The following is a 22,975-nucleotide window of genomic DNA, read 5'->3' on the forward strand; positions in this document are numbered from 1 at the left end:
AAACGATAGTGTGCGATCCGGTATGTCTGCAGACTCCTGCCCATGCTCTCAGCCCTCCTGCGACAGACCGATTTCCGCTGGTTCCTCTCCGCGCAGGCGGTGTCGCTGCTGGGCAGTTCGATGGCGCCGGTCGCGCTGGCGTTCGGGGTGCTGGACGCCTCGGGCAACACCAGCGACCTCGGCGTCGTCCTGACCGCCTACATGGTTCCGCTGCTCGCCTTTCTCCTGGTGGGCGGGGCCGTGGCCGATCGCCTCCCGCGCCGGACGGTCCTGATGGCCGCCCACCTGGGCTCGGCCCTCACCCAGGGCGGCGTCGCCGCGCTGCTGCTCACCGGCAGGTACGCGCTGCTGCCGGTGGCCGCGCTGGGGTTCCTGAACGGCACTCTCGCCGCGTTCACCACGCCGGCCCTGCGCGGCATCGTGCCGCAGCTTGTCGCCAAAGACCGGATACGGCAGGCGAACGCGCTGCTGGGATCGGTGCGGAACGCCACGAAGATCCTCGGGCCGAGCCTGTCGGGGATCGCGGTCGCCGCCGTCGGCGGCGGCCCCGCCATCGCCTTCGACGCACTGACCTACCTCCTGGCCGCGGGATGCCTTGCCCGGCTGTCCTTCCCCGCGGCGCCGGCCGCGCCGCGGCCCTCCTCCGGGATGGCGGCCGACATCCGCGACGGCTGGGGCGAGTTCCGCCGTATCCGCTGGGTGTGGACGGTGTCCGCGTGCTTCTGCGTGGTCAACCTGGTTCAGGTCGGCGCCTGGCAGATCCTGGGACCCGTAATGACCAGGCAGCTCAGCGGCGAGGAGACGTGGGGGTTCGTGCTCAGCGCCCGCGGCGTCGGCATGCTGGTCATGAGCGCGCTGATCTACCGGCTGGTGGTCAGGCACCTGCTGCGGCTGGGCCAGCTGATGAGCGCCCTCGGCGCGATCCCCCTGCTCGCGCTCGGTGCGCGCCTGGACGCCCCCTGGCTGATCGCGGTCGCCTTCGTCGCCGGACTGGGCTCCTCGGCCGCCGCCGTCAGCTGGGAGACCTCCCTTCAGGAGCACGTTCCCGCACACGTGCTCTCGCGCGTCTCGTCCTACGACGACCTGCTGTCCTACCTCGCGATCCCCATCGGCCAGCTGGCCGTGGGGCTGCTGGCCGACAGGTTCGACGGCTTCCAGGTGGCCGCGACCGCCGGTCTCGTCTACGCCGCGGCGGCCGTCCTCCCGCTGGCCTCCGCCGCCGTGCGCCGGCTCCCGCACGCCCAGGACCACCGTGCCCGTAGCGGCCCATAGGACACGGCCGTCCGGGACCGCACCCGGCTGCGATCATCGGAACATGACGATCGCCGCGATCTACGCTGAATTCGCCGCGCGCGAGGCGCACGGTGTGTCGCCCACGTACGAACGCCTGGCCTCCGCGGTGGCGCGGGATCCCGGCCTCCTGGACCTGCTCGCCGGGCTTCCGCCGGCCAAACGGCAGCCCAACCTGCTGTTCGGCGTGGTCCGGCTGCTCGGCGGGCCGGTCGACGATCCGGCCGCGTTCCACGACCACACGGTGGCGAACTGGCCCGCGATCGAGGCGGAGATGCGCACCCGGACCACCCAGACGAACGAGGCCGGACGGTGTGCCGTCCTGCTGCCGGTGCTCAACGCGCTCCCGCAGCCGCTCGCGCTGCTGGAGGTCGGCGCGTCCGCCGGGCTGTGCCTCTACCCCGACCGGTACGGCTACCGCTACGGCGATCACCTGGTCGGCTCCGGCGACCCGGTCCTCGCCTGCACGGCCGCCGGCCTGACGCCGCCGACCACCCTTCCCCAGGTGGTGTGGCGGGCCGGCCTGGACCTGAACCCGCTCGACGTGACCGACCCGGCGGATCTGGCCTGGCTCGACGCCCTCATCTGGCCCGAGCACACGCACCGCCGGGCCCGGCTGCGGGCGGCGGCGGCCGTCGTCGCAGCCGACCCGCCGCTGCTCGTACGGGGCGACCTGGTGGACGACCTGCCGGCCCTGGCCGCGCAGTCCCCGCCCGACGCGACGCTGGTGGTGTTCCACAGCTCGGTGCTGTACCTCGTGCCGACGCCGCGACGGACGGCGTTCGCCGAGGCGGTACGCGAGCTCCCCGCACACTGGATCGCGAACGAGACCCCCGACGTGCTGCCCTACGACACGCTCCCGACGCCGCCGGGCGAGGCGAACCACCACGTGCTCGCGCTGGACGGGCAGCCGCTCGCCTGGACCCGATCGCACGGTCAGGAGATCATCTGGTTCACGTGACGCGAGGAGACGGCCCAGGCGCGGGTCACCGTGCGGAGAGCCGCGGGTCCGGTCTGGGCAGCAGGCAGCCGGGGCGCTCCAGGTCGAGCTTGTTCCCCGCGCTGACGCAGGTGGCGAGCCAGTACGTCTGCGTTCCGTAGGCGGTGCCCTTGCGCACGCTGATGACGCCGTCGCGGTTCATCTCGCACGGGTTGTCCAGCGTGCACCGGCCGCCGTCGTGGTTGCTGGTGTTGTTGATGCCGACGACCTGGCCGCTCCTGGCGTCGACGACCGGGGATCCCGAGGTGCCGTGGCCGGTGTCGCAGCGCGGCGTGTAACGGATGACGTCCTTGGTCACGTTGCCCACCTCCAGCACCCGGTGGACCAGCGTGTCGATCTCACACGAGAAGACCTTCTTCATGCTTCCGGAGAGCACCCGGATGTCCGTGCCCGGTGCGGGACGTTCCGCCGACACCGTGAGCGGCCGGACGCGGTAGGCCCGCTCCAACTGCCGGTAGGTCAGGTCCAGCTGGTACAACGCGACGTCGGTGCCGGTCAAGGTCACGTAGACCGCTCTGGCCACGTGCAGGGTGGCGACCGGCTCGCCGGCGCCGTCGAGCAGGTCCACCACGCGGTGGGACGGCTGGTCCACCAGGACCTCGTCCGGCACCGGCCAGGCGCCCTCGTAGCAGTGCCCGTTGGTCAGGACGAAGGCCCGGTCGTCGGCCGCGCTGGCCGGCATCCGCACCAGCGATCCCGAGCAACCGTCCACATTGACGGTGCCCGCCAGGTCTACGGCCGCCGCCCGCGTGGGGAGGGCCGGCAGGCTGAGGCCGAGGACGGCGGCACCCAGTGCCGCGCCGATTCGCCGAAACACACGCATCTCATGTCCGTTCATGGAAGGGGCCGCGGTCAGCGCGTACCAGGGCAGGTGCCCGCGGCGGTACGGCCGGTGCGGAAGAAATCGATCACCTTCGCGGCGCAGGGCAGCCGGCGCAGCGAGGCGTGCGCGTCGTCCTGGACCGTCAGCAACGTCCCGCCGGCGGCCTTCGCCGTGTCCACCGCCCAGGCGTACGGCGTGACGTCTTCGTCGGTGTGGCCGGACAGCTGCAGGGGACTGGTTCCCCTGACCGGCTTCCACGGCCGCGCGGGCCACGGCCATTCCCCGCACCAGCCGCTGCGCTCGAAATAGCCGCCGGTCGCGGGGAAGGCGGCTCTCCGAGCCAGCGCGGCCGCCCACATCTGCTCGAAATCGCGGCCGCCGACACCCTCGTTGCAGAAGATCGCCTGGTACTGGATCAGGTTCAGGCCCAGCGGGTTCTCGTCGAACCCGAACACCTTCGCCGACTCCGGGGCGGGACGCGCCGACAGCGGGACGCCGCCTTCGCGGACGGTGGCGAGATCCCTGGCGGCGGAGATCCACATACCCGGCCCTCCGCCGAGCTGCTGCCTGACCCACTCGCCGTCGAGCACCGTGTTCGCGTCCACCTCACGGGGTTTGCGGCGGAGCTCGTCACGCAACGCGAAGATGGTCTCGCGGACCTTGGCGTCGGTCGTCCCGAAGTGGAACTCGCCGTCGTGCCGTGCCAGCCACGGAACGAAGGCGTTGAAGCGCTTCTCGGAGAGCGCGTCCGTCGTGGCGTCCATGGCGGCGAGGTCGATGACGGGAGGCATCACCGAATCCAGCCACATCGCGTTCACCCGGTTGTCGAACAGCGACCGGTAGTTCACGCCCACCGCGGTGCCGTAGGACACCCCGTAAAAATTGATCTTCGATTCGCCGAGGGCCGCGCGGATCGCGTCCATGTCACGCGCGATGTTCGTGGTGGTCAACTGCTGGACGAAGGCGGGATCCTTGGCGGCGCACCGCTTGTTGTACGCGGCGGTCTCGGCGAATCCGGCCTTCGCCGCCTCCTTGGGGGAGACGCTGGACGGCGACTCCTGGCCGCCCGTCCTCCCCTTGGCGGACGCGGCGGGCGACGGCTCCTCCGCGTCGCACTTGATCTTGTCGCTGTAGCCCACGCCCCTGGGATCGAACCCGATCAGGTCATGGTCGACGGCCAGCGGGCCGAGCTTGCCGGCGGCGTACGTCGCCGGCGCGTCGATGTTGCTGATGCCGGGACCACCGGGACTGATGACCAGCACGCCACGGCGCTTACTCGGATCGGCGGCCTTGACCCGGCTCACGGCGATCTTGATCTTGCGGCCCTGCGGGTTCGCGTGGTCCAGGGGAACCGTCAGCATGGAGCATTCGGTTTTGGTGTCGTTCTCGACGGGCCAGTCCTTGGCCGTCTTGGCGCATTCACGCCACGTCAGAGGCTCTTCGTCGGTGCGGGCGTCGGCCGGGCCGGCGGCTGCGAAGCTCGCCAGGCCGATCAGGCACGCGACCGCCACGCGCGCCGGACGAGTGCCTGGTGATACACGGGTGCTGAACATGGTCGCATCTTTCGACGGTCCTGCCCGCACACCTCCAAGCGCGCGGGGCACGCCGTCAGGCGTACGTCGTCCACCCTCGGGGGCAAAGGTTCCCACACCGTCGCACCCTCGTATCGGCGACCGCGCGGCCGTGTATCCGTCGCGTATCCGCGCGGAAGCCGCCCCCAGCACGAGCTTGCACGGCATCCGCGCCCTTCTTAAGCAACTCTGGTTGACTAAGCTCCGAACAGTCAACTAAGGTTGCTTGTATGCCGGAAAACGTGCCTGGGGGAACCGTCGAGACCGATCTGACGGACCGCGTCGAGGAGACGTCCACGCGCGAAAGCCGGTAACCGGCACCCCTGACCCACGCTCCGGCCCAGGTGCGGGCCGCGATGCGCCATGCCTCGCGCCAGGCTTCGCCGGCGGTCGCCCCGGCACGAGGTCATCCGATCACGAAGAGAGGTCATCTCATGACAAGGAGCACCGATGTCGTGCTCGACGTCGACGGGCTGCGCATGCGCTACGGCTCGACCGACGTCCTGCACGACGTCACGTTCCAGGCCCGCCACGGCGAGGTCCTGGCCCTGCTGGGGCCGAACGGCGCGGGCAAGACCACCACGATCGAGATCCTGGAGGGCTTCCGCGTCCGGTCGCAGGGCCGGGTCTCCGTGCTCGGCGCCGACCCCTCGCACGGCGACGAGTCGTGGCGGGCCAGGCTCGGGATCGTGCTGCAGTCCTGGCGCGACCACGGCAACTGGCCGGTACGCGAACTCCTCGCCCACCTCGGCGCCTACTACGCCCCCTACGCCACCCCCGGCATCCCGCGCCCCTGGGACCCCGACGAGTTGATCGCGAGGGTCGGCCTGGCCGAGCACGCCGGCAAGAAGCTCAAGACACTGTCGGGCGGCCAGCGGCGCAGGCTCGACGTGGCGATCGGGCTCGTGGGGCGCCCGGAGCTGTTGTTTCTCGACGAGCCGACCACCGGTTTCGACCCGCAGGCCAGGTCCGACTTCCACGATCTCGTACGCGACCTGGCCGACGCCCGCGAGACCACCGTCCTGCTCACCACCCACGACCTGGACGAGGCCGAGAAGCTGGCCGACCGCATCCTCGTGCTGAACGGCGGCCGGATCGTCGCCGACGGCACTGCCGCCGGGCTGGCACGGCGGATCGCCGGCGAGGACGAGGTGCGCTGGCTGCGCGACGGACGGCGGTACGTCGAGCGGACGCCCGACTCGACCACGTTCGCCCGCGAGCTGTTCGCCCGCCACGGCGACGACGTCCAGGAGCTGGAGATCGTCCGGGCCTCGCTGGAGCAGACGTACCTGGCGCTGGTGCGCGAGGCCGAGGGAGTGGCCCGATGAACGCGACCGTACTGCGCGCGGGCTGGTCCCGGGGGCTGATCGAGCTGCGGCAGTCGTTCACCAACGGCGCCGAGCTGTTCTCCCACTTCCTGTGGCCCGCCCTGATGGTGGCCACGCTGTTCTTCATCCGGGACCTGCCCGTCGGCGCCCTCCTTCTCGGCGCCCTGGCCTTGCCCGGCATCCTCGGCATGAACGCCGCGACCGGTCTGATCAGCATGAGCCAGCAGCTCACCGCCGACCGCGAGGACGGCACGCTGCTGCGGGCCAAGGCGACCCCGCACGGCATGCCCGCATACCTGATCGGCAAGGTGATCTCGGTGTCCGGAGGTCTGCTGGCCGACCTGGCGATCTTCCTCGTGCCCGCCGTGCTGCTCGTCGAGGGCCTGCGGATCAGCCCGGGCTCCTGGCCCGCACTGGCCTGGGTGCTGGCGCTCGGCCTGGTCGCGACCCTGCCCATCGGCGCCGTCCTCGGCTCGGTGTTCGCCACCGCACGCGCCCAAGGGCTGGTCCAGCTGCCGTTCCTGGCCCTGATCGGGATCTCCGGCATCTTCTACCCGATCACCTCGCTGCCCGAGTGGCTGCAGTGGATCGCCCAGGTCTTCCCCCTCTACTGGATGGGGCTCGGAATGCGCTCGGCCCTGCTGCCGGACGCGGCGGTCGCCGTCGAGATCGGCGCGTCCTGGCGACACCTGGAGACCGCCGGAGTGCTGGGCGCCTGGGCGGTGCTCGGCCTGCTCGTGGCGCCGGTCGTGCTGCGGCGGATGGCACGCGGCGAGTCAGGCTCCACGGTGGCGGCACGCCGTGAGCGTGCCCTGCGACGGGTCGCGTGAATGCCGTGACCGTCACGACGGCGCCCGGCCGATCCCTGACGCCGGATCAGGTGGCGGGCCATCAGGACAGATCGGCCCAAGGAGTGGGTGGGGCTGAGGCGAAGAAGCGGAGCAGGCTGAGGAGTCGGCTGGCCGGAGGCGCGGTCCAGTGGCGTTCGCCAGGGCGCGGGACGGGGTCCTCCAGGCGCCCCAGCGCCCAGGTGAGGTGGAACCACAGCACGCGAGCTTCCCAGGTCGGCGGGCTCGTGGGGATGCCGGTTTCCTGCCGATAGCCGGCGAGCATGGCCGGGATGGAGGTGAGGGGCACCTTGGCGAAGTCGGCAGCGGGGTCGGCCCATGCGGCGTCGCCCCAGTCCACGATCCCGGTGAGCTGGGCCGTCTGCGGGGAGATGAGCAGGTTCTGGGGAGCGATGTCGCCGTGGATCAGGACCGAAGGCGGGCTCGCGGGAAGATGTGGTGAGAGCCGGTCGAACCATCCGGTGAGCCAGCGGGCGGTCTCGGCGTCGATCCAGCCGTCCTTGAGGAGGTGGTCGGTGAGCGCCCAGGGGTCCGCGTTGCCGTCGTCCGCGGGGACGCCGGCAGGGGCGGGTGCGGTGTCCGGAGTGAGCCGATGGAGTTTGCCCAGTTCCCGCCCGACCTGCCGGTAGAGACGTTCGGTGTCCGCGTCGGGCAGGTCAAGGTCTGCGAGATCCGTTCCGCGCGTCCGGGTGAGCACCATGTAGGGGACGTCCACCACCGAGCAGGTGTCGTCGAAGGCGACGATCTCCGGGGTGCGTACGCCGGCGCGCCGGGCGTACGGGATGACCGCGGCCTCCTTGACCAGGTCCGGAAGGAACTGCTCGGTCCGCGGGATGCGCAGGACCAGGTCGTCGCCGAGCAGGAGGACATGGTTGGCCACCCCTTGCGGGAGGGGCCGTACGCGCTCGGCGGTGGTCCCGAACAGGCCGGCGATGGCGGCCAGGGTCGCGTCACTCGTCTCGTATCCCGACATGATCGATCATGCTGGCACGGACGGCCAGAAGCTGCGAATGAGGCGTTCCGCGTCTGGGTGCTCGACCATGGGGCGAAGGTCGGCTCCGAGATGCCGGCCCGCAGCACCCAGACCAATGAGCCGGGCCGGTGCGCGACGCTTCTGGCGCGCTTGCCGCAGCCGCTGGCACTGATCGAGGTGGGCGCCTCGGCCGGACTTTGCCTCCGCAGCCCGCCACACCACGGACGGCACCCGCTGCGGCCGGGTCCATGACGGAGCCGGCCGAGGCGACCTCGTCAGGGGCGGCGCCCAGCAGGATCTTCTTGACGGGGACTTCGAGCTTCTTGCCGGTTCGTCCGTAGGGCATCGCGGGGACGGCCAGGAGGGCGTCGGGCACGTGCCGCGGGGACAGGGTGGCGCGGATGCGCGCGATCAGGCGGGCGCGTAACGGCTCGTCCAGGACGAACCCGTCGGTGAGGGTGACGACCGAGCCCGGCGATCGTGGCGTCGTCGAGCGCGTTGCGTTTGGCCGGCCGGTTCAACGACAGCACCGCGATGTCCCCACGGCACTCCAGCGTCAGAGACGGGGGCAGGTCAGGGCAGGGGGGATCACAAGCTCTCCAATTGACAGGAATCCTGATGAAGAAGGCTGAAGTATCATCAGGTTTCCTGTCAATGCCTGGCTGGGATACTGTTCGTCATGGCCAGCGCCCCGCCCCGCCCCACCCCGTCGCTGCTGTACGCCGTCAAACGGCTCGAACTGGCGATCAGGTCGCGCCTGGACGAGATGCTGCGCGGCGCGGCCGTGACCACGCCGCAGTACACGGCGCTCACCGTGCTGCAGCACAAGGACGGGGTGACCGCCGCCCAGCTCGCCCGCGACTCCTTCGTCACCCCGCAGGCCATGGCCGACCTGATCGGCGCCCTCGACCGGCGTCACCTCATCCGCCGCTCGCCCAACCCGGCCAACAAGCGCGAACTGCTGCTCTACCTCACCGACGAGGGCCGGGCGCTCCTCGACGCCCACGCCGAGGCCGCCGCCGAGCTGGAGGACCGCATGATCTCGGGCCTGTCGCCCGAGCAGGCCGACACCTTCCGCACCGCCCTCACCGTGGCGTGGACGACTCTGCGCCCGCCCAGGAAGTGATCACTTCCCGGCTCCCGGCACGGAGCGGCGATCGGAGGAGGCCCGGACGTCGAACCTCGCCTGGAGCAGCCGGCCGCCCGCGACACCGCGGCCCTCGATGAGGTCGACGAGCATCCCGACCGCGATGTCGGCCGTCTCGACCGGCAGGAAGCTGAGCGTGCTGACGGGCGGATCCGTGAACGGCGCCGTGGGGTCCTCCGTCGCGCAGACCAGCAGCAGGTCGCCGGGCACCGACCTGCCGAGCTTGCGGATCCGGTCCAGGAGCAGCGACGGACTGACCTCGACGAGCACGACCAGCGCGTCCGGCGGCTCGGGATCACTCAGCAACCTCTCCACCGCGGCCAGCGCCGGCTCGAACCCGGGGCCGTCGAGCTGGGCCAGCAACGGGTCGCGGCCCCTTTCCGCACTCCAGTCGAGATAGGCCCGGACGGAGTCGCGGTGGTAGCAGGCCGTGGTCGGGGCGCCGACCGCGGCGATCCGCCGGGCGCCCTCGTCCTCCAGGTGGTCGAGCACGCTGCGCAGGGCCGCGCCGTAGTCGAAGTCGACCCACGGCCACGGTGTCCCCGCCACGGCTCTGCGGTCGGAGACCACGGCCACCCCCGCGGCGAGAAAGTCTCCGACCAGAGGGTCTCCCTCGACCGGATCCACCACGAACACGCCGTCGAGAGGCAGGTCCGTCCAGTAGTCGTCGGGGCCGGTGGTGGGCAGCAGCACCACGCCGTATCCGTGGGTCATGCCCGCGCGGGTGGTGGCGGCGGTCAGCCGGGCGAAGTAGGCGAGCTCGGTGTAGAACCACGGATGCTCGACGAACTCGCGGGCGGCGAGGCCGAGCAGGCGTGAGCGGCCGGCGCGCAGCCGCCGCGCCGTGGCGTTCGGCCGGTATCCGAGCCGCCGCGCCACCTGCCGGACGTGCTCGCGGGTGGCGTCGGGGAGGCGGCCCGCGCCGTTGAGCGCGTCCGAGACGGTGGTCTTGGACACCCCCGCCGCGCGGGCGACGTCCACCAGGCGCACGCGCGCGCCGACCTTACGCTCTGGCTCTTCCATGGGTCCGATCTTTGCAGGATGTCAGCCGATTCGCCACCTCGCTGACCGTTGCTGAATCGTTCCTTCAGTGTCTTGTGCAGGAACGTTCCTTCACCAATACTCATGGCACTTTCCCGCACGAGGATGAGGTGGTCCGATGCGTACCGCTCGACTCGCCGCCGCGGCGCTGGCCGTACTGGCGGCCACTGCCTGTGGAGGGGGCGCGGCCGCCCCGAAGGCCGCCGGCTCCGGAACCTTCACCGTCACGGCGGACCTGCCGCCGGCCAAAGGCCCGGTGGATGCCGTGACCTGGGCGCTCTACGCCGAGCCGCAGTCGCTCGACTACGCCTATGCCTTCGATTACCCGCCCAACACCGTGCTCGCCAACGTGTGCGAGCAGCTCATGCGGATCACCCCCGGCTTCCGGGTGGAGCCGGGGCTGGCCAGCAAGGCCGAATCCCCGGACCCCGGGCGCTGGGTGTACACGATCCGCCAGGGCGTGCGCTTCCACGACGGATCGCCGCTCACCGCCGACGACGTGGTGGCGAGCATGCGGCGGCACATGGATCCGGCGGTGGGTTCGTACTGGGTCTCGTCCTACCAGAACGTCAAATCGGTGGAGAAGACCGGCCCCATGGAGGTCACCGTCCACCTGAAGAAGCCCGACCACCTGTTCAACGAGCAGATGGGCACCTCGGCCGGGACCATCGAGAGCGCCGCGTTCCTGGCCGCGCAGGGCGCCGGGTACGGCACCCCCGACAAGGGCGTGAACTGCACCGGGCCGTACTCCCTCGACAAGTGGGAGAAGGGGCAGGCGATCAACCTGAAACGCTTCGACGGCTACTGGGACCCCGCGCTCAAGGCCAGGGCCGCGACCGTGCGGAACGTCTTCATCTCCGACCCGGCGGCCCGCGTCAACGCCCTGCTCTCGGGCGAGGCGGACGGCAGCTACCTGGTCCCCACCACCGGCTTCACCCGCCTGGGCAGCGCCTCCAGCGGCAAGCTGTACTTCGGCCCCAACACCGCGGCCGTCAGCCTCATCCCGCTCGACCTCAAGGGCCCGCTCGGCGACCTGAGGCTGCGCAAGGCGCTGTCCATGGCGCTCGACCGCAAGGCCATTCTCCAGGCCAGCGTGGCCGGGGTGGCCACACCGGCGAAGGCGCCCGCGGCGATCGGCGCGTGGGGCATCGCCCCCGAGGCGGCCAAGCAGTACTACGCCAAGCTCCCCGAGCTGAGCACCGACCTCGAAGGGGCCAGGAAGCTGGTCAAGGAGGCCGGCGGGACGGGCAAGAAGATCGTGATCGCCACGAGCACGATGGCTCCCGACATCGGCGTCATCGCCAACGCCGTCCAGGCCGCGGGCCAGGCCATCGGCCTGCGGGTCGAGCAGAAGGCGGTGGCCCCCGACGCCTACTCCGCGCTGTTCTCCGACCCCAAGGCCCGCCAGGGCGTCGACCTGGTCATGACCATCTGGTACGACTCCACCCCCGATCCGCTGGAGTTCTACGGAATCCTGCAGACCGGCAACTTCGCCAACTACGGCGGCTACTCCGACCCCGAGTACGACAGGCTCGTCGACCAGGCGGGCGCCGAGGCCGACCCCGCGGCCCGCGCCGCCGTGGTCGCCAAGCTCCAGGAGATCGCCGTCCGGGACATGGTGTGGATCCCGCTGTACGAGGTGCCGCACAGCATGTTCCTCAACAAGCGGCTCACCGGCGCGCCCACCGGCATCACCCAGCTCGTCTACCCGTGGGCGGCAGCGCTCGGGTCGGCGAACTGATGGGCGCCTTCCTGGCCCGCAGGCTCGCCGGGCTGGTGGCGACGCTGGCCGGGGCGTCGTTCGCGGTGTTCTCCGCCGTGTACCTGGCTCCCGGCGACCCGGCCTCCTTCCTCACCCAAGGGCGTTCGGCCTCTCCGCAGGCGATCGCGGCGATCAGGGCGCAGTACCACCTGGACGATCCGTTCCTCACGCAGTACCTCAAATGGGTCGGCGGCGCGGTGACCGGGGACTTCGGCCGGTCGGTGCAGTTCCGGCAGGACGTGACCGGGCTGCTCCTGGCCAGGCTGCCCACGACGCTCTTCCTGGTCGGCTACGCGGGGCTGCTCATCGTGGTCGCGGGGCTGATCCTCGGCGCCCTGGCCGCGCTGCGGCCCGGCCCGCTCGACAGGATCGTCCTCATCGGCACCGGGGTGGCCACCGCGACCCCCTCCTTCGTCGCGGCGATCGGGCTGATCTCGCTGTTCTCCGTCCAGCTCGGCTGGTTCCCCGCCTTCGGCAACGGTGCGGGGCCGGTCGACCGCGTCTGGCATCTGACCCTGCCCGCGGCCGCGCTCGCCCTGACGTTCGCCGGTCTGCTGGCCCGGGTCACCCGCTCGTCCATGCTGGAGGAGCTGGCCCGCGAGCACGTCGAGGTGGCACGCTCGCGCGGCGTCCAGGAGAACGCGGTGATCCGGCGCCACGTCCTGCGCAACTCCCTCGGCCCGATCAGCACGGTCACAGGCACGGTGATCGCCGGGCTGCTCGTCGCGACCTCGATCGTGGAGACCGCCTTCGGCCTGTCCGGGATCGGGCAACTGCTGGTCAGCTCGGTCACGGTCAAGGACTTCCCGGTCGTGCAGGCCGTCACCACCTTGATCGTCGTCGTCTTCGCGGCGGCCAACCTGCTGGTCGACCTGGTTCAGCCGGCCATCGATCCGCGCCTGCGCAGGGCTTAGTGAAGGAGTCCTCTTGACAGCCGTGACCTTCCACCGCCGCTACCGGCTTCCCGCGGACCGGATGACCGTCGCCGGCGTCGCCGTCCTGGCCGTCCTGGTGACGGTGGCGATCCTGGCGCCGGTCGTGGCGCCGCACGATCCGCTCGCCATCGACTTCCCGGCCGCGTTGAGCGGCCCGAGCGCCGATCACCTGCTCGGGGCCGACCAGTCCGGCCGCGACATCCTGTCCCGCCTGATCCACGGCGCGCGGGCGGGACTGCTCGGCCCGCTCCTGGTGGTGACCCTGTCGACGGTGGCGGGCACCCTGCTCGGCGTCCTGGCCGCCTGGACCGGCGGTGTGCTCGACGCGGTCCTGTCCCGCGCCATGGACTTCGTCTTCGCCTTTCCCGCGCTGCTGCTGGCGATCACGCTGGTGGCCATGTTCGGCCCCGGCCTGACCGCGCCCGTCGTGGCGATGAGCATCGCCTACACCCCCTACGTCGGACGGCTGGCGCGCGGCGTCGCCCTGCGCGAGATGTCCCGCCCCTACATCCACGCCTACCGGGTGCAGGGCTGGTCCGGGTGGGTCATCTGCCTGAGACACCTGGTCCCCAATGTCGTCCCGCTGATCCTCGCCCAGTCGGCGATCAACTTCGGCTACGCGCTCATGGACCTCGCGGCGCTGTCCTTCCTCGGGTTCGGCACACAACCGCCCGTCCCCGACTGGGGCGCCATGATCAACGAAGGGGCCTCCGCCCTGCTCCAGGGCGCCATGCTGCCCGCGCTGGCCCCCGGCGCGGCCGTCGTGATCACGGTGGTGGCCTTCAGCGTCGTCGGCGAGGGCATCGCCGACCGCGTCTCCGGGAGGGAGCGCTGATGCTCCAGATCGACGATCTGACCGTACGGCTGGCGCCCGGCCAGGCGGCCCGGCCCATCCTGGACGCGGTGTCGCTGCGCGTCGCCCAGGGCGAGGCCGTCGGGCTCGTCGGCGAGTCCGGGTCAGGCAAGTCCGTCACCTGCCGGGCCGTGCTCGGCCTGCTGCCCGGGCGGACCGCCGTGAGCGGGCGCGTCCTGGTCGACGGCCAGGACGTACTGGCGCAGACCGCCGCGGGGCTGCGTGACCTGCGCCGCCGCCGAGTGGCGATGATCTTCCAGGATCCGCGGGCGTCGATCAATCCCGTCCGGCGGATCGGCGACTTCGTCACCGAGGGACTGCGGGCGGGCGGGCTGCCGTACCGGCAGGCTCTCGATCGGGCGGAGGGGCTGCTGGAGGCGGTGGGCATCGAGGACCCGAAAGCCGCGCTGCGCCGTCACCCGCACGAGTTCTCCGGCGGGATGCTGCAACGGGTGATGATCGCCGGGGCGCTGGCCGCGGAGCCCGACCTGCTGCTCGCCGACGAGCCGACGACCGCCCTGGATGTCACGACGCAGGCGGAGGTCATCGCGATCCTGTCCCACCTCAGGACCGCGCGCGGGATGGGCATGCTGTTCGTCACCCACGACCTGGAGCTGGCCGCGGCCATCTGCGACCGCATCTACGTGATGTACGCGGGCCGGATCGTCGAGGAGCAGGCCACCGGCGAGCTCTTCGCCCGGCCCCGGCACCCGTACACGGCCGGGCTGCTGGCGGCCACGCCCCGGCTGGAGTCGCACGAGCCGCCGCACGGCGTGCCCGGCAGGCCGTTGTCGCTGGCCGAGTCCCCGGCCGGGTGCGCCTTCGAGGCCCGTTGTGGTCTGGCCGTCGAGCGATGCCGGGAGCGACGGCCCGACCTGGAGATCCTGGAACGCGCGCGGGTGGCGTGCCTGAGAGCTGGAGAGCCGGTCCATGACTGAGAACGTGCTGGAGGTCGAGGGGCTGCGCAAGGCGTACGGCCACAAGGCGGCCGTGGACGGCGTCTCCTTCTCGCTGCGGGCCGGCGGCTCGCTCGCCGTGGTGGGCGAGTCGGGCTCGGGCAAGACGACGACCGCGCGGATGCTCGTCGGCCTGGAGCTCCCGGACGCCGGGCGGATCAGCGTCGAGGGCCGGAACCGCTCGCGCGCCCCGCGGGGCCGCCGGGCCAGGCTGTCGCGGGCGCGCGAGATCCAGATGGTCTTCCAGGACCCCTACCTCTCCCTGGATCCGCGGATCAGCGTGAGCGAATGCGTGGAGGAGCCGCTACGGCTGCATTTCGCCCTGGACAAGCAGGCCCGGCGGGCCCGGCGCGAGGAACTGCTGGAGCGCGTCGGGCTCGGCGAGCGTGAGGCCGCCGTACGGCCCAGGCGGTTGTCCGGCGGCCAGCGCCAGCGGGTCGCCATCGCCCGCGCGCTGGCCACCGCGCCGAAGGTGCTGATCCTGGACGAGGCCACCTCGGCGCTCGACGTGTCCATCCAGGCGCAGATCCTCGACCTGCTGGCGCGGATCCGCCGCGACCTCGACATCGCCTACCTGTTCATCACCCACGACCTGGCCCTGGTCCGGCACGCGGCCGACGACATCGTCGTGCTCCACCGCGGCAAGGTCGTCGAGGCCGGGCCGACCTCGCAGGTCCTGGCCGCCCCCCAGCATCCCTACACCCGCCTGCTGCTGCACTCCGTGCCGCGGCCGGGCTGGGATCCCGCCCAGATCGCCGCCGACCGGCGCGCCCTTCAGGAGATCATGTGAGTGAGCTCGCACACCTGTCCGCCACGCAAGCCCTGAAGCTGTTCAGGACCCGGGCCCTGTCGCCCGTCGAGCTCATGACCGCGGTCATCGAGCGGGCCGAGGCCGTCGAGCCGCGGGTCAACGCGCTCAGCGAGACGATGTTCGACGAGGCGCTCGACCAGGCCAGGAAGGCCGAGCGCGCCTACCTCGGCAACGGGTCGCCGCGACCGCTCGAAGGGCTGCCGGTCGCCACCAAGGACGAGCAGCCGATCGCGGGAATGCGCGCCAGCGACGGTTCCCTGGCCTACGCCGACCACGTCGCCGACACCACCCATCCGGTCGTCGAACGGGTCGTCGCCGCCGGCGGGATCGTCCATGCCCGCACCACCACGCCGGAGTTCTGCTGCGCCGCCTACACGCACTCCCGGCTGTGGGGCCTCACCCGTAACCCCTGGAACCTGGACTACTCGCCCGGCGGTTCCTCCGGCGGCGCGGGCGCGGCACTGGCGTCGGGGACGGCGACGCTCGCCACGGGGTCCGACATCGGCGGCTCGATCCGGCTGCCCGCCGCGGCCACCGGCACGGTCGGATACAAGCCGCCTTACGGGCGGGTGCCCGCGATGTCGCCGTACAACCTGGACCACTACTGCCATGACGGGCCGATGGCCCGTACCGTCGCCGACTGCGCGCTCCTGCAGAACGTCATCGTCGGGCCGCATCCGGCCGACGTCGTCTCCATCCGCCCCGCCGCGCACATCCCCGAACGCCTCGGCGACGTCGCGGGGTTGCGCATCGCCTATTCCCCCGACCTGGGGAACTGGGAGATCGAGCCGGACGTCGCGGCCAACACCCGCGCGGTCGCCGACGCGCTGGCCGCGGCCGGCGCCATCGTGGAGCAGGTGGAGGTGCCGTTGCGGCGCGCCGACGTCATGCGCGCGGCCTTCATCCACTTCGGCGCCATCTTCGGCCCCATGGTCGCCGGCGTGGCGGAGACGCACCGCGACGAGCTCACGCCCTACGCCCTCGCCTTCGCCGAGGACTCGCGCGCCGCGCTGGCGCGGGACGGCTTCCTGGCCGGGCTGGAGCTGGAGGGCCGCATCTACGCCGTGATCGGCGACCTGCTCGACCGGTACGACGCGCTGATCTGCCCCACCGCGGGCACCGCCGCGCTGCCCGCGGGCGAGGACTACGTGGACACCAAGCTGACGGTCAACGGGGTCCAGTTCGACCACTACCTGGAGTACTCGCTGACGACCGTCTTCAACATCGCCAGCCGCTGCCCCGTGCTCAACGTCCCGTCCGGTCTCGCGTCGAACGGCGTGCCGACGGGGACGCAGATCGTCGGCCGCAGCTACGACGACGCGACGGTCTTCCACATCGGCGCCGCCGTCGAACGCGTCCTGCCGTGGCCCACCCGCCCGCAGCTCTGAGGAGACTTACATGACTTTTGCCGACAGAACTGCCGACAAATCTGCTGACCTCGTGTTCCTCAACGGCCGGGTGCGTCCCATGGCCGGCGCTCCCAGCCGCGCGGTGGCCGTACGCGACGGGCGGATCCTGGCGCTCGGCGAGGTCGAGGAGGTGCGCGACCTGGCCGGCCCGCGGACCGAGACCGTCGATCTGGCCGGCCGGACCCTGCTTCCCGGATTCCAGGACGCCCACGTGCACCCGGTGCTGGCCGGGCTCTCCATGACCCGGTGCGACCTGCACGAGGCGCGGGACGCCGCCGACGCCCTCGCCGTCGTCCGCGCGTACGCCGCGGCCCATCCCGAGGTGCGCTGGATCTCCGGCGGCGGATGGTCCATGGAATGGTTCCCCGGCGGCACGCCGAGCCGGATCGCCCTCGACGAGGTCGTCCCCGACCGGCCGGTCTACCTGACCAACAGGGACGGGCACGGCGCATGGGTCAACACCGAGGCCCTGCGGCTGTGCGGCGTCCACGACGGAACCCCCGACCCGAACGACGGGCGCATCGAGCGCGAACCCGACGGAACCCCTCAAGGAACCCTGCACGAGGGCGCAGCCTCGCTCGTGGGCAGGCACGTGCCCGAGCCCACGGACGAGGACCTGCTCCGCGGCCTCCAGGCCGGCCAGCGACGCCTGCACCAGGCCGGAGTGACGGCCTGGCAGGACGCGATGGTCGGCCCGGAGGTCCAGCGCGCCTACGAAGCCGCCGCCGACGCCTCGATGCTCACCGGGCGCGTGGTCGGCGCCCTGTGGTGGGATCGGGACCGGGGCGAGGAGCAGATCCCCGAACTGCTCGCCCGCCGTACCACCACCGGACGGTTCGCAGCCACCAGCGTGAAGATCATGCAGGACGGCGTGGCGGAGAACTACACCGCCGCCATGACCTCCCCCTACCTGGACGGCTGTGGATGCCGGACCGGCAACAGCGGCATCAGCTTCGTCGGGCCCGAGGACCTGCGCGCCCACGTCACCCGGCTGGACGCCGTCGGGGTCCAGGTCCACGTGCACGCCGTCGGCGACCGGGCCGCCCGGGAGGCGCTGGACGCGTTCGAGGCGGCGCTCAAGGTCAACGGGCGCAGGGGCAACCGGCATCACATCGCCCATCTCCAGGTCGTCCATCCCGACGACGTGCCACGGTTCGCGGCCCTGGAGGTCACCGCCAACATCCAGCCGTTGTGGGCGGCGCACGAGCCGCAGATGGACGAGCTGACCATTCCCTTCCTCGGCGACCGGCGCGCCGCCTGGCAGTACCCCTTCGGCGACCTCCTGCGCTCGGGCGCCGCCCTCGCCGCGGGCAGCGACTGGCCGGTCAGCAGCCCGGACCCGTTCCTCGGCATCCACGTCGCCGTCAACCGGATGCTCCCCGACGGATCGGGGCGGCCGTTCCTGCCCGCGCAGCGCCTCCCGGTGGCGGCGGCCCTGTCGGCGTACACGATCGGCACCGCCCGGCTCAACCACCTCGACACCCGGACCGGGACCATCGAGCCCGGCAAGCTCGCCGACCTCGTCGTCACCGACGCCGACCCGTTCGCCGTACCCCCCGGTGACCTGGGCGGCATCACCGTCCTCGCCACCTACGTGGAGGGACGACGGGTGCACACGCATCCGTCCTTCTGACCGCTCGCCGCCGAGTGAACCGGTCCCCCCGTCGAGGATGGGGGAGCCCGGTCAGGATCACGGGGTGGTGCCCATGCCGTACTGGGCCGCCTGCAGCGACCACAGCTCCGCGTATTCGCCGCCGAGATCCAGCAGCTCCTGGTGGCTGCCGCTCTCGGTGACCCGGCCGTCCTGCAGGACGAAGATGCGGTCGGCGTGCTGCACCGAGTGCAGGCGATGGGTGATGAGGATGACCGTGCGTCCGCCGGCCAGGGCGCGCACCCCGGCGAAGGTCTCGGCCTCGGCGCGGGGATCGAGGGCGGCGGTCGGCTCGTCCAGGACCAGCACGGGCGCGTCGCGGAAGTACGCGCGGGTGACCGCGATGCGCTGCCACTGCCCGCCCGACAGGTCGACCCCGCCCTGGTACTCGGGGGCGAGCAGCGTGTCCCAGCCGTCCCGCAGGGAGGCGATGAGATCGGTGGCGCCGGAGGCCGCGGCGGCGCAGGCGAGCGCTTCGGGGGTGGGGCCGGTGGTGTGGCGGCCGATGGCGACGTTGGCGGACACGGTGAAGGGCCATCGTTCGTAGCCCTGGGACAGCAGGGCCACCTGGTCGAAGAGCTGGGTTCGGTCGAGGTCGGTGGTGGGTGTGCCGTCCCAGGTGACCGATCCGGATTCGGGGAGGTAGAGGCCGGTGAGAAGTTTCGCCAGCGTGGTCTTCCCGGAGCCGTTGTGCCCGACCAGGGCGACGATCTGACCGCGGCTGATGGCCAGGTCGACGCCGTCGAGGGCGGGCTCGTCGGCATTGGGGTAGCTGAAGCGCAGGCCGCGTGCCTCGATCAGGTCGGGACCGTCGGCCCGCCGCAGGCCGGTGCCGTCGCGGGGGATGGCCAGGCGTTCGGCCTGGCGGCAGGCGGCGGCCCAGTCCTCGGTGTAGAGGCCGTGTTCGAACACGTTGTTGATCGAATAGATCAGGTTGCCCAGCTGGCTGGTGCCGGTCTGGATGGCCAGGACGGCGGTGCCGGCGGCGGCCAGCTGCATGCGTCCGGTGATCAGGAGCCAGCCGAGCACCACGTAGGTGGCGCCCGTCGTCAGGCCGCTCAGTCCCCCGGCCAGCAGTTCGCCTCCGGCGTCGGCGCGGGCGAGGCGGGCCTGCTCCCGCGCCGAGCGCAGGGCCATCCGGTCGTGGTGGCGGAGCAGGAAGTCCCCGGCGGCGTGCGCGCGGATCTCCTCGGCGGGGTCGGCTCCGACCAGGAGCTGGGCAAGGCTGCGCTGCTGCCGTAGGGGAGTCAGCCACCGCAGGCGGGAGGCCTTGCGGCGCAGAGTGGAGCGCACCAGCGCCCAGGCACGCGGCAGGATGATGAGCGGCAGCAGCGGCAGCAGCAGAGGGTGCAGCACACCCAGGACGCCGGCGGCGGCGGTCATGCCCATCAGCGCTTTCAGCATGCGGATGACCTGATCGATGACGATGTCGATCCATCCGGCCCCGAACTGCGCGGCCTCCAGGAGATCGTGGAACTGGGCGCCCTGGAAGTGCAGCAGCTCGACGTTCGCGGCGCGGCTGAGGAGCTCGTCGTAGGCGAGGTGCTCGACCTTCGGCTGGAGCCGGCCGGAGGCGGCACCGGACCAGGCGGTCAACACCGCGACGCTGATGCCGGCGGCCGCGACCAGGACCAGCGCCGGCACGGCGGCCTTGACGCGGTCGGGGGTGGGCCCCACCGCGAGGATCTGCTGCAGGACCCGGTTGGTGGCCAGCAGGCCGAACGCGGTCGCGGCGCCGACGATGAGCTGGCAGGCCACGACGATCACGAGCGCGGCCGGGTCGGCTCGCCAGGACAGCCGCAGGCAGATGCCGATCAGCGAGGGCAGTTTACGCATGATCACGCCGAAGCCGACCGCCAGGTCGGCTTCGTGCCGCGCCCATCCCATGCTGTACTGGAGGCCGCCTCCGAAGATCGGATCCGTGGCGGGCTCCTGCACGGCGGCCCGCTGTCCGGTGTGGTCGGCAGGGGGAGGATCAGATTCGGACCTTACCGTCACGGACGAGGCTCCGTTCTCTCGGTTCTTCCGTTTGCCGTCGGCGTCCCTTCTCGCCCGGATGGCGATGTCGTGCGTGTGATCGTGGCGTCGACGCGGGCCCCCGTTGCCCTGGCTGCCGGCGGACCTCGCTCGGCGAGGCGGTCGCAGGCTCATGGTGGAGGGCGGCGGGCAGATCTCCGAGGATGAGCGGTCTCGTGCTCGATGTCACCCGGCATCTGCCGCTTGGCTGAGCGGGCGCGATCCGGCGCATGAGGGCGGCCCGAAACGGCCCCACGAGCGCAACGCCCGTACGTCAGGCAGCGCCGCTTCCGCTGAGCCCACCACCCGCCTGCTGCTTGGTGAGCAGCGTCGGCAGAACGGTGACGACGACGACACCGACGACCGGCGCCAGCAGATGCGCGGCCGGCTCACCGACGCTGAAGGAGTCGGCGACCGCAGGGACGTAGGGCCAGCCGCAGACCAGGGCCATGGTCAGGAGGAATCCCCGCTCGACCCACACCAGCTTCGGCCAGTGGATCGGCTGACCGCGCGTGAGCAGGTGGACGCGGGTACCGAACACGGCGAGGACGAGCAGCGATACCGCAGGTCCGATCAGCCAGCCTGTGATCCACTCGCGAGTCCACGGTGCGGCCCCGTCTGCCGCGACGCGTTGAAGCTCGATGCTGGTCCACGCCAGTGCCAGTGTCAGCACGATCATTCCCGCGGCGGCTGTCCGGTTGATGGCGCTCATGGGGGTCATGCGATCACCTCAACACGCACGCGCCCCACCCGGAAGACGATGGTGACGGAACCTCGCGGGCACACTATTCGCGCGAGGTCGGCACTGACCTGGCTGGACAGAGGAACGGGGCAACAGCTGCAGAGCCGCGCCGAAGGCCGGCGGAACGCCTTCGGGCGACATGGAACGCGTTGGGTGGGCAGGACCTCAAGGTCGCTGAGGACGTCGGGAGTGTGCTTCAGAGCTCTGACACGAAGCGCCGACAGACGTGGACTCGAGCGAACTGCGCGCGTATCGCATGCTCGTCCGGCAAGCCGGCATGCAGGAAGATCGCCATGGGCCGTAGTCCTGGCCGGCGCTCACCGATAGCCCTGTCCGGCTCGCCGGGATCGGTGTAGTAATTCGCGTAGATGTGCAGGTAGTGCTCACCCTCGGTGAAGCCGTTGGTTCGATACCAGCGTAATGTTCCCGGATCGTCCCTCGTCCAGGCGTCGAGCGTGCGTGCGCCGAGCTTGCGGGCTCGGGCACGGGCTTGGTCGAGAAGAGCGCGGCCGATGCCCCGACGTTGACGGTCAGGATGAACCGCGATGGTTTCAACGGTCGCCATTTCACCGTCAAAGGCGACGTCGAGGATTCCGGCAAGAGTGCCACTGTCCTCTGCGATGAGTTCGAAACCGGGACCTGGGATCGCGGGTTTGCTCGTGGCGACGTCGTCGAAGTAGGCGGTAGTCAGGAAGGACAGAACGCGGCAGCGCAGCCAGGCGCTCTCATGTTCGGGGTTGTAGTCACAGATGGCGTGGTACAAGGCAGGGATCCTCAATGTGGCTGGCGATGTCCGGATGGCGGGGCCGTAGGGCGGCGGGCCTTGAAGGTAGGCGCGTGCGGCGTCCAGAGCGGCTGACATGCCGGCCCCTTCCGGCCGTGTCGGCGTGCGCCGTCATCACGGCTCCAGATGCGGGAGGTCGAGCCGGGCCAGGCGGCCGGGGTCTGACAGGATGTCGATCGTGGCGATCCTGCCGTCGGAGGCGGTGAAGCTCATGACGGAGACCAGTTGGTCGTCGATGGTGTTGACCAGGCCGGCGAGGCCGTTGATGACCGCCGGGTAGGCTGCGGCGCTCGTGGCCATGCGCTGGAAGGTGGCGAGCTGTCCCGCCACGGCCGCGGCGCCCCTGATGACCTTCATGCCACCGGTGAGCACCCCGCCGTCGGCGCGCAGCACCACGTCGGGGTCGAGAAGGGACACCAGCGCGGCGAAGTCGCCGTCGCGGGCGGCGGAGAGGAAGGCGTCCACCACCCGGCGCTGGCTGCTCAGATCGGGGTCCGGGCTCGGGGCTGAGCCGCGGACGCGCCGGCGCGCGCGGCTGGCGAGTTTCTTGGCTGCCACGGGGGTGCGGTCCACGATGGGCGCGATCTGCTCGAACGGCAGGCCGAACATGTCATGAAGCACGAACGCCAGCCGTTCGGCCGGGGTCAGGGACTCCAGGACGACGAGCAGGGCCAGGCCCACCGAGTCGGCCAGCAGCGCTTCCTGTTCCGGGTCAGTGGCGTCCTCCCGGCTGATCACCGGATCGGGCAGGCGGTCCTCCAGCGGCTCCTCGCGTCGTGACTTGCGGGTGCGGAGGATGTCCAGGCACACCCGGCCGACCACGGTGGTCAGCCAGCCGCCGAGGTTGTCGATGTCGCCCGAGTCCGAGCGCGCCAGCCGCAGCCACGCCTCTTGGACCGCGTCCTCGGCCTCGCTCAACGAGCCGAGCATGCGGTAGGCGACCGCCTTCAGGTGGGGGCGGTGCCCCTCGAACCGGTCGGCGAGAAAGTCATGGGGCGTCACGATTGCACTCCTCTCCATCGGCAAACGTCATCC

20 protein-coding genes and 1 pseudogene are annotated in these 22,975 nt (G+C 71.4%); 13 read left to right on the plus strand and 8 right to left on the minus strand.

What is annotated here, in order from left to right:
* The first annotated feature begins 42 nt into the window (after positions 1–42).
* The gene (locus AB0C33_RS44665) at positions 43–1,272 is read left to right on the plus strand and encodes an MFS transporter (RefSeq protein WP_358299766.1); all 1,230 of its coding nucleotides are present in this window, start codon (positions 43–45) and stop codon (positions 1,270–1,272) included.
* A gap of 43 nt (positions 1,273–1,315) precedes the next feature.
* Entirely contained in the window at positions 1,316–2,251 is a 936-nt protein-coding gene (locus AB0C33_RS44670; RefSeq protein WP_358299769.1) for a DUF2332 domain-containing protein, read from the plus strand.
* 25 nt (positions 2,252–2,276) lie between these two features.
* Here the strand turns inward: AB0C33_RS44670 and AB0C33_RS44675 are convergent, their stop codons facing one another.
* Positions 2,277–3,113 carry a serine protease gene (locus tag AB0C33_RS44675; protein WP_358299772.1) on the minus strand — a complete coding sequence of 279 codons (837 nt, stop codon included), beginning with the start codon at positions 3,111–3,113 and terminating at the stop codon, positions 2,277–2,279.
* Positions 3,114–3,142: 29 nt separating this feature from the next.
* Positions 3,143–4,837 (minus strand): alpha/beta fold hydrolase, encoded by a 1,695-nt coding sequence (locus AB0C33_RS44680; protein WP_358299775.1) that lies wholly within the window; start codon positions 4,835–4,837, stop codon positions 3,143–3,145.
* Positions 4,838–5,118: 281 nt separating this feature from the next.
* Between AB0C33_RS44680 and AB0C33_RS44685 the strand changes: the two genes are divergently transcribed.
* Together AB0C33_RS44685 and AB0C33_RS44690 are read left to right on the plus strand one after the other, a co-directional pair.
* A complete protein-coding gene (locus AB0C33_RS44685; protein ID WP_358299778.1) occupies positions 5,119–6,012 on the plus strand; it encodes an ABC transporter ATP-binding protein in 894 nt (297 codons plus the stop codon).
* Entirely contained in the window at positions 6,009–6,842 is an 834-nt protein-coding gene (locus tag AB0C33_RS44690; RefSeq protein WP_358299781.1) for an ABC transporter permease, read from the plus strand. The genes AB0C33_RS44685 and AB0C33_RS44690 overlap by 4 nt, the downstream gene beginning before the upstream one ends.
* A gap of 61 nt (positions 6,843–6,903) precedes the next feature.
* Here AB0C33_RS44690 and AB0C33_RS44695 read toward each other — a convergent pair whose 3' ends face one another.
* Positions 6,904–7,833, minus strand: a complete 930-nt coding sequence (locus AB0C33_RS44695) for an aminoglycoside phosphotransferase family protein (RefSeq protein ID WP_358299784.1) — start codon at positions 7,831–7,833, stop codon at positions 6,904–6,906.
* 33 nt (positions 7,834–7,866) lie between these two features.
* Here AB0C33_RS44695 and AB0C33_RS44700 point away from each other — a divergent pair.
* Together AB0C33_RS44700 and AB0C33_RS44705 are read left to right on the plus strand one after the other, a co-directional pair.
* Positions 7,867–8,037, plus strand: a pseudogene (locus AB0C33_RS44700) (DUF2332 family protein); the annotation flags it as partial.
* A 475-nt stretch (positions 8,038–8,512) separates the two neighbouring features.
* Entirely contained in the window at positions 8,513–8,959 is a 447-nt protein-coding gene (locus AB0C33_RS44705; RefSeq protein ID WP_358299787.1) for a MarR family transcriptional regulator, read from the plus strand.
* On the opposite strand, the gene AB0C33_RS44710 is transcribed toward AB0C33_RS44705, so the two are convergent.
* Positions 8,960–10,003 (minus strand): LacI family DNA-binding transcriptional regulator, encoded by a 1,044-nt coding sequence (locus AB0C33_RS44710; RefSeq protein WP_358299790.1) that lies wholly within the window; start codon positions 10,001–10,003, stop codon positions 8,960–8,962.
* A gap of 136 nt (positions 10,004–10,139) precedes the next feature.
* Between AB0C33_RS44710 and AB0C33_RS44715 the strand changes: the two genes are divergently transcribed.
* The 7 genes from AB0C33_RS44715 to AB0C33_RS44745 are packed head-to-tail and all read left to right on the plus strand — an operon-like array spanning position 10,140 to position 18,380.
* Positions 10,140–11,762 (plus strand): ABC transporter substrate-binding protein, encoded by a 1,623-nt coding sequence (locus AB0C33_RS44715; protein ID WP_358299793.1) that lies wholly within the window; start codon positions 10,140–10,142, stop codon positions 11,760–11,762.
* Positions 11,732–12,697 (plus strand): ABC transporter permease, encoded by a 966-nt coding sequence (locus tag AB0C33_RS44720; RefSeq protein ID WP_358299796.1) that lies wholly within the window; start codon positions 11,732–11,734, stop codon positions 12,695–12,697. Before AB0C33_RS44715 ends, AB0C33_RS44720 begins: the two co-directional genes overlap by 31 nt.
* Before the next feature lie 22 nt (positions 12,698–12,719).
* Positions 12,720–13,553 (plus strand): ABC transporter permease, encoded by an 834-nt coding sequence (locus tag AB0C33_RS44725; RefSeq protein ID WP_358300013.1) that lies wholly within the window; start codon positions 12,720–12,722, stop codon positions 13,551–13,553.
* Entirely contained in the window at positions 13,553–14,509 is a 957-nt protein-coding gene (locus AB0C33_RS44730) for an ABC transporter ATP-binding protein (protein WP_358299799.1), read from the plus strand. The genes AB0C33_RS44725 and AB0C33_RS44730 overlap by 1 nt, the downstream gene beginning before the upstream one ends.
* Positions 14,502–15,317, plus strand: coding sequence for an ATP-binding cassette domain-containing protein (locus AB0C33_RS44735; RefSeq protein WP_358299802.1), 816 nt, complete (start codon positions 14,502–14,504; stop codon positions 15,315–15,317). The genes AB0C33_RS44730 and AB0C33_RS44735 overlap by 8 nt, the downstream gene beginning before the upstream one ends.
* Entirely contained in the window at positions 15,314–16,726 is a 1,413-nt protein-coding gene (locus AB0C33_RS44740) for an amidase (protein WP_358299805.1), read from the plus strand. The genes AB0C33_RS44735 and AB0C33_RS44740 overlap by 4 nt, the downstream gene beginning before the upstream one ends.
* A gap of 10 nt (positions 16,727–16,736) precedes the next feature.
* Positions 16,737–18,380 (plus strand): amidohydrolase, encoded by a 1,644-nt coding sequence (locus AB0C33_RS44745; protein WP_358299808.1) that lies wholly within the window; start codon positions 16,737–16,739, stop codon positions 18,378–18,380.
* A gap of 57 nt (positions 18,381–18,437) precedes the next feature.
* On the opposite strand, the gene AB0C33_RS44750 is transcribed toward AB0C33_RS44745, so the two are convergent.
* The 4 genes from AB0C33_RS44750 to sigJ all read right to left on the minus strand — a co-directional run bounded on the left by AB0C33_RS44750 (position 18,438) and on the right by sigJ (position 22,942).
* Positions 18,438–20,396 carry an ABC transporter ATP-binding protein gene (locus AB0C33_RS44750; RefSeq protein ID WP_358299811.1) on the minus strand — a complete coding sequence of 653 codons (1,959 nt, stop codon included), beginning with the start codon at positions 20,394–20,396 and terminating at the stop codon, positions 18,438–18,440.
* A 292-nt stretch (positions 20,397–20,688) separates the two neighbouring features.
* Positions 20,689–21,126: a hypothetical protein gene (locus AB0C33_RS44755; RefSeq protein ID WP_358299814.1), complete on the minus strand. Its 438-nt coding sequence runs from the start codon at positions 21,124–21,126 to the stop codon at positions 20,689–20,691.
* A gap of 226 nt (positions 21,127–21,352) precedes the next feature.
* On the minus strand, positions 21,353–21,919 hold the full coding sequence (locus tag AB0C33_RS44760) for a GNAT family N-acetyltransferase (protein WP_358299817.1): 567 nt from the start codon (positions 21,917–21,919) through the stop codon (positions 21,353–21,355).
* Positions 21,920–22,054: 135 nt separating this feature from the next.
* Positions 22,055–22,942, minus strand: coding sequence for an RNA polymerase sigma factor SigJ (gene sigJ, locus AB0C33_RS44765; RefSeq protein WP_358299820.1), 888 nt, complete (start codon positions 22,940–22,942; stop codon positions 22,055–22,057).
* Between the last annotated feature and the right edge of the window lie 33 nt (positions 22,943–22,975).

The sequence above is a fragment of the Nonomuraea sp. NPDC048881 genome, from assembly GCF_040649795.1.
In the GTDB taxonomy this organism is placed as follows: domain Bacteria; phylum Actinomycetota; class Actinomycetes; order Streptosporangiales; family Streptosporangiaceae; genus Nonomuraea.

Excerpts from the sequence above, each read along its gene's own strand:
- AB0C33_RS44670 (WP_358299769.1), top strand. The coding sequence starts at position 1,316 with ATGACGATCGCCGCGATCTACGCTGAATTCGCCGCGCGCGAGGCGCAC.
- AB0C33_RS44705 (WP_358299787.1), top strand. The coding sequence starts at position 8,513 with ATGGCCAGCGCCCCGCCCCGCCCCACCCCGTCGCTGCTGTACGCCGTC.
- AB0C33_RS44730 (WP_358299799.1), top strand. The coding sequence starts at position 13,553 with ATGCTCCAGATCGACGATCTGACCGTACGGCTGGCGCCCGGCCAGGCG.
- AB0C33_RS44695 (WP_358299784.1), bottom strand. The coding sequence starts at position 7,833 with ATGTCGGGATACGAGACGAGTGACGCGACCCTGGCCGCCATCGCCGGC.
- AB0C33_RS44685 (WP_358299778.1), top strand. The coding sequence starts at position 5,119 with ATGACAAGGAGCACCGATGTCGTGCTCGACGTCGACGGGCTGCGCATG.
- AB0C33_RS44665 (WP_358299766.1), top strand. The coding sequence starts at position 43 with ATGCTCTCAGCCCTCCTGCGACAGACCGATTTCCGCTGGTTCCTCTCC.
- AB0C33_RS44690 (WP_358299781.1), top strand. The coding sequence starts at position 6,009 with ATGAACGCGACCGTACTGCGCGCGGGCTGGTCCCGGGGGCTGATCGAG.
- AB0C33_RS44745 (WP_358299808.1), top strand. The coding sequence starts at position 16,737 with ATGACTTTTGCCGACAGAACTGCCGACAAATCTGCTGACCTCGTGTTC.
- AB0C33_RS44675 (WP_358299772.1), bottom strand. The coding sequence starts at position 3,113 with ATGCGTGTGTTTCGGCGAATCGGCGCGGCACTGGGTGCCGCCGTCCTC.
- AB0C33_RS44735 (WP_358299802.1), top strand. The coding sequence starts at position 14,502 with ATGACTGAGAACGTGCTGGAGGTCGAGGGGCTGCGCAAGGCGTACGGC.
- AB0C33_RS44715 (WP_358299793.1), top strand. The coding sequence starts at position 10,140 with ATGCGTACCGCTCGACTCGCCGCCGCGGCGCTGGCCGTACTGGCGGCC.
- AB0C33_RS44710 (WP_358299790.1), bottom strand. The coding sequence starts at position 10,003 with ATGGAAGAGCCAGAGCGTAAGGTCGGCGCGCGCGTGCGCCTGGTGGAC.
- AB0C33_RS44755 (WP_358299814.1), bottom strand. The coding sequence starts at position 21,126 with ATGAGCGCCATCAACCGGACAGCCGCCGCGGGAATGATCGTGCTGACA.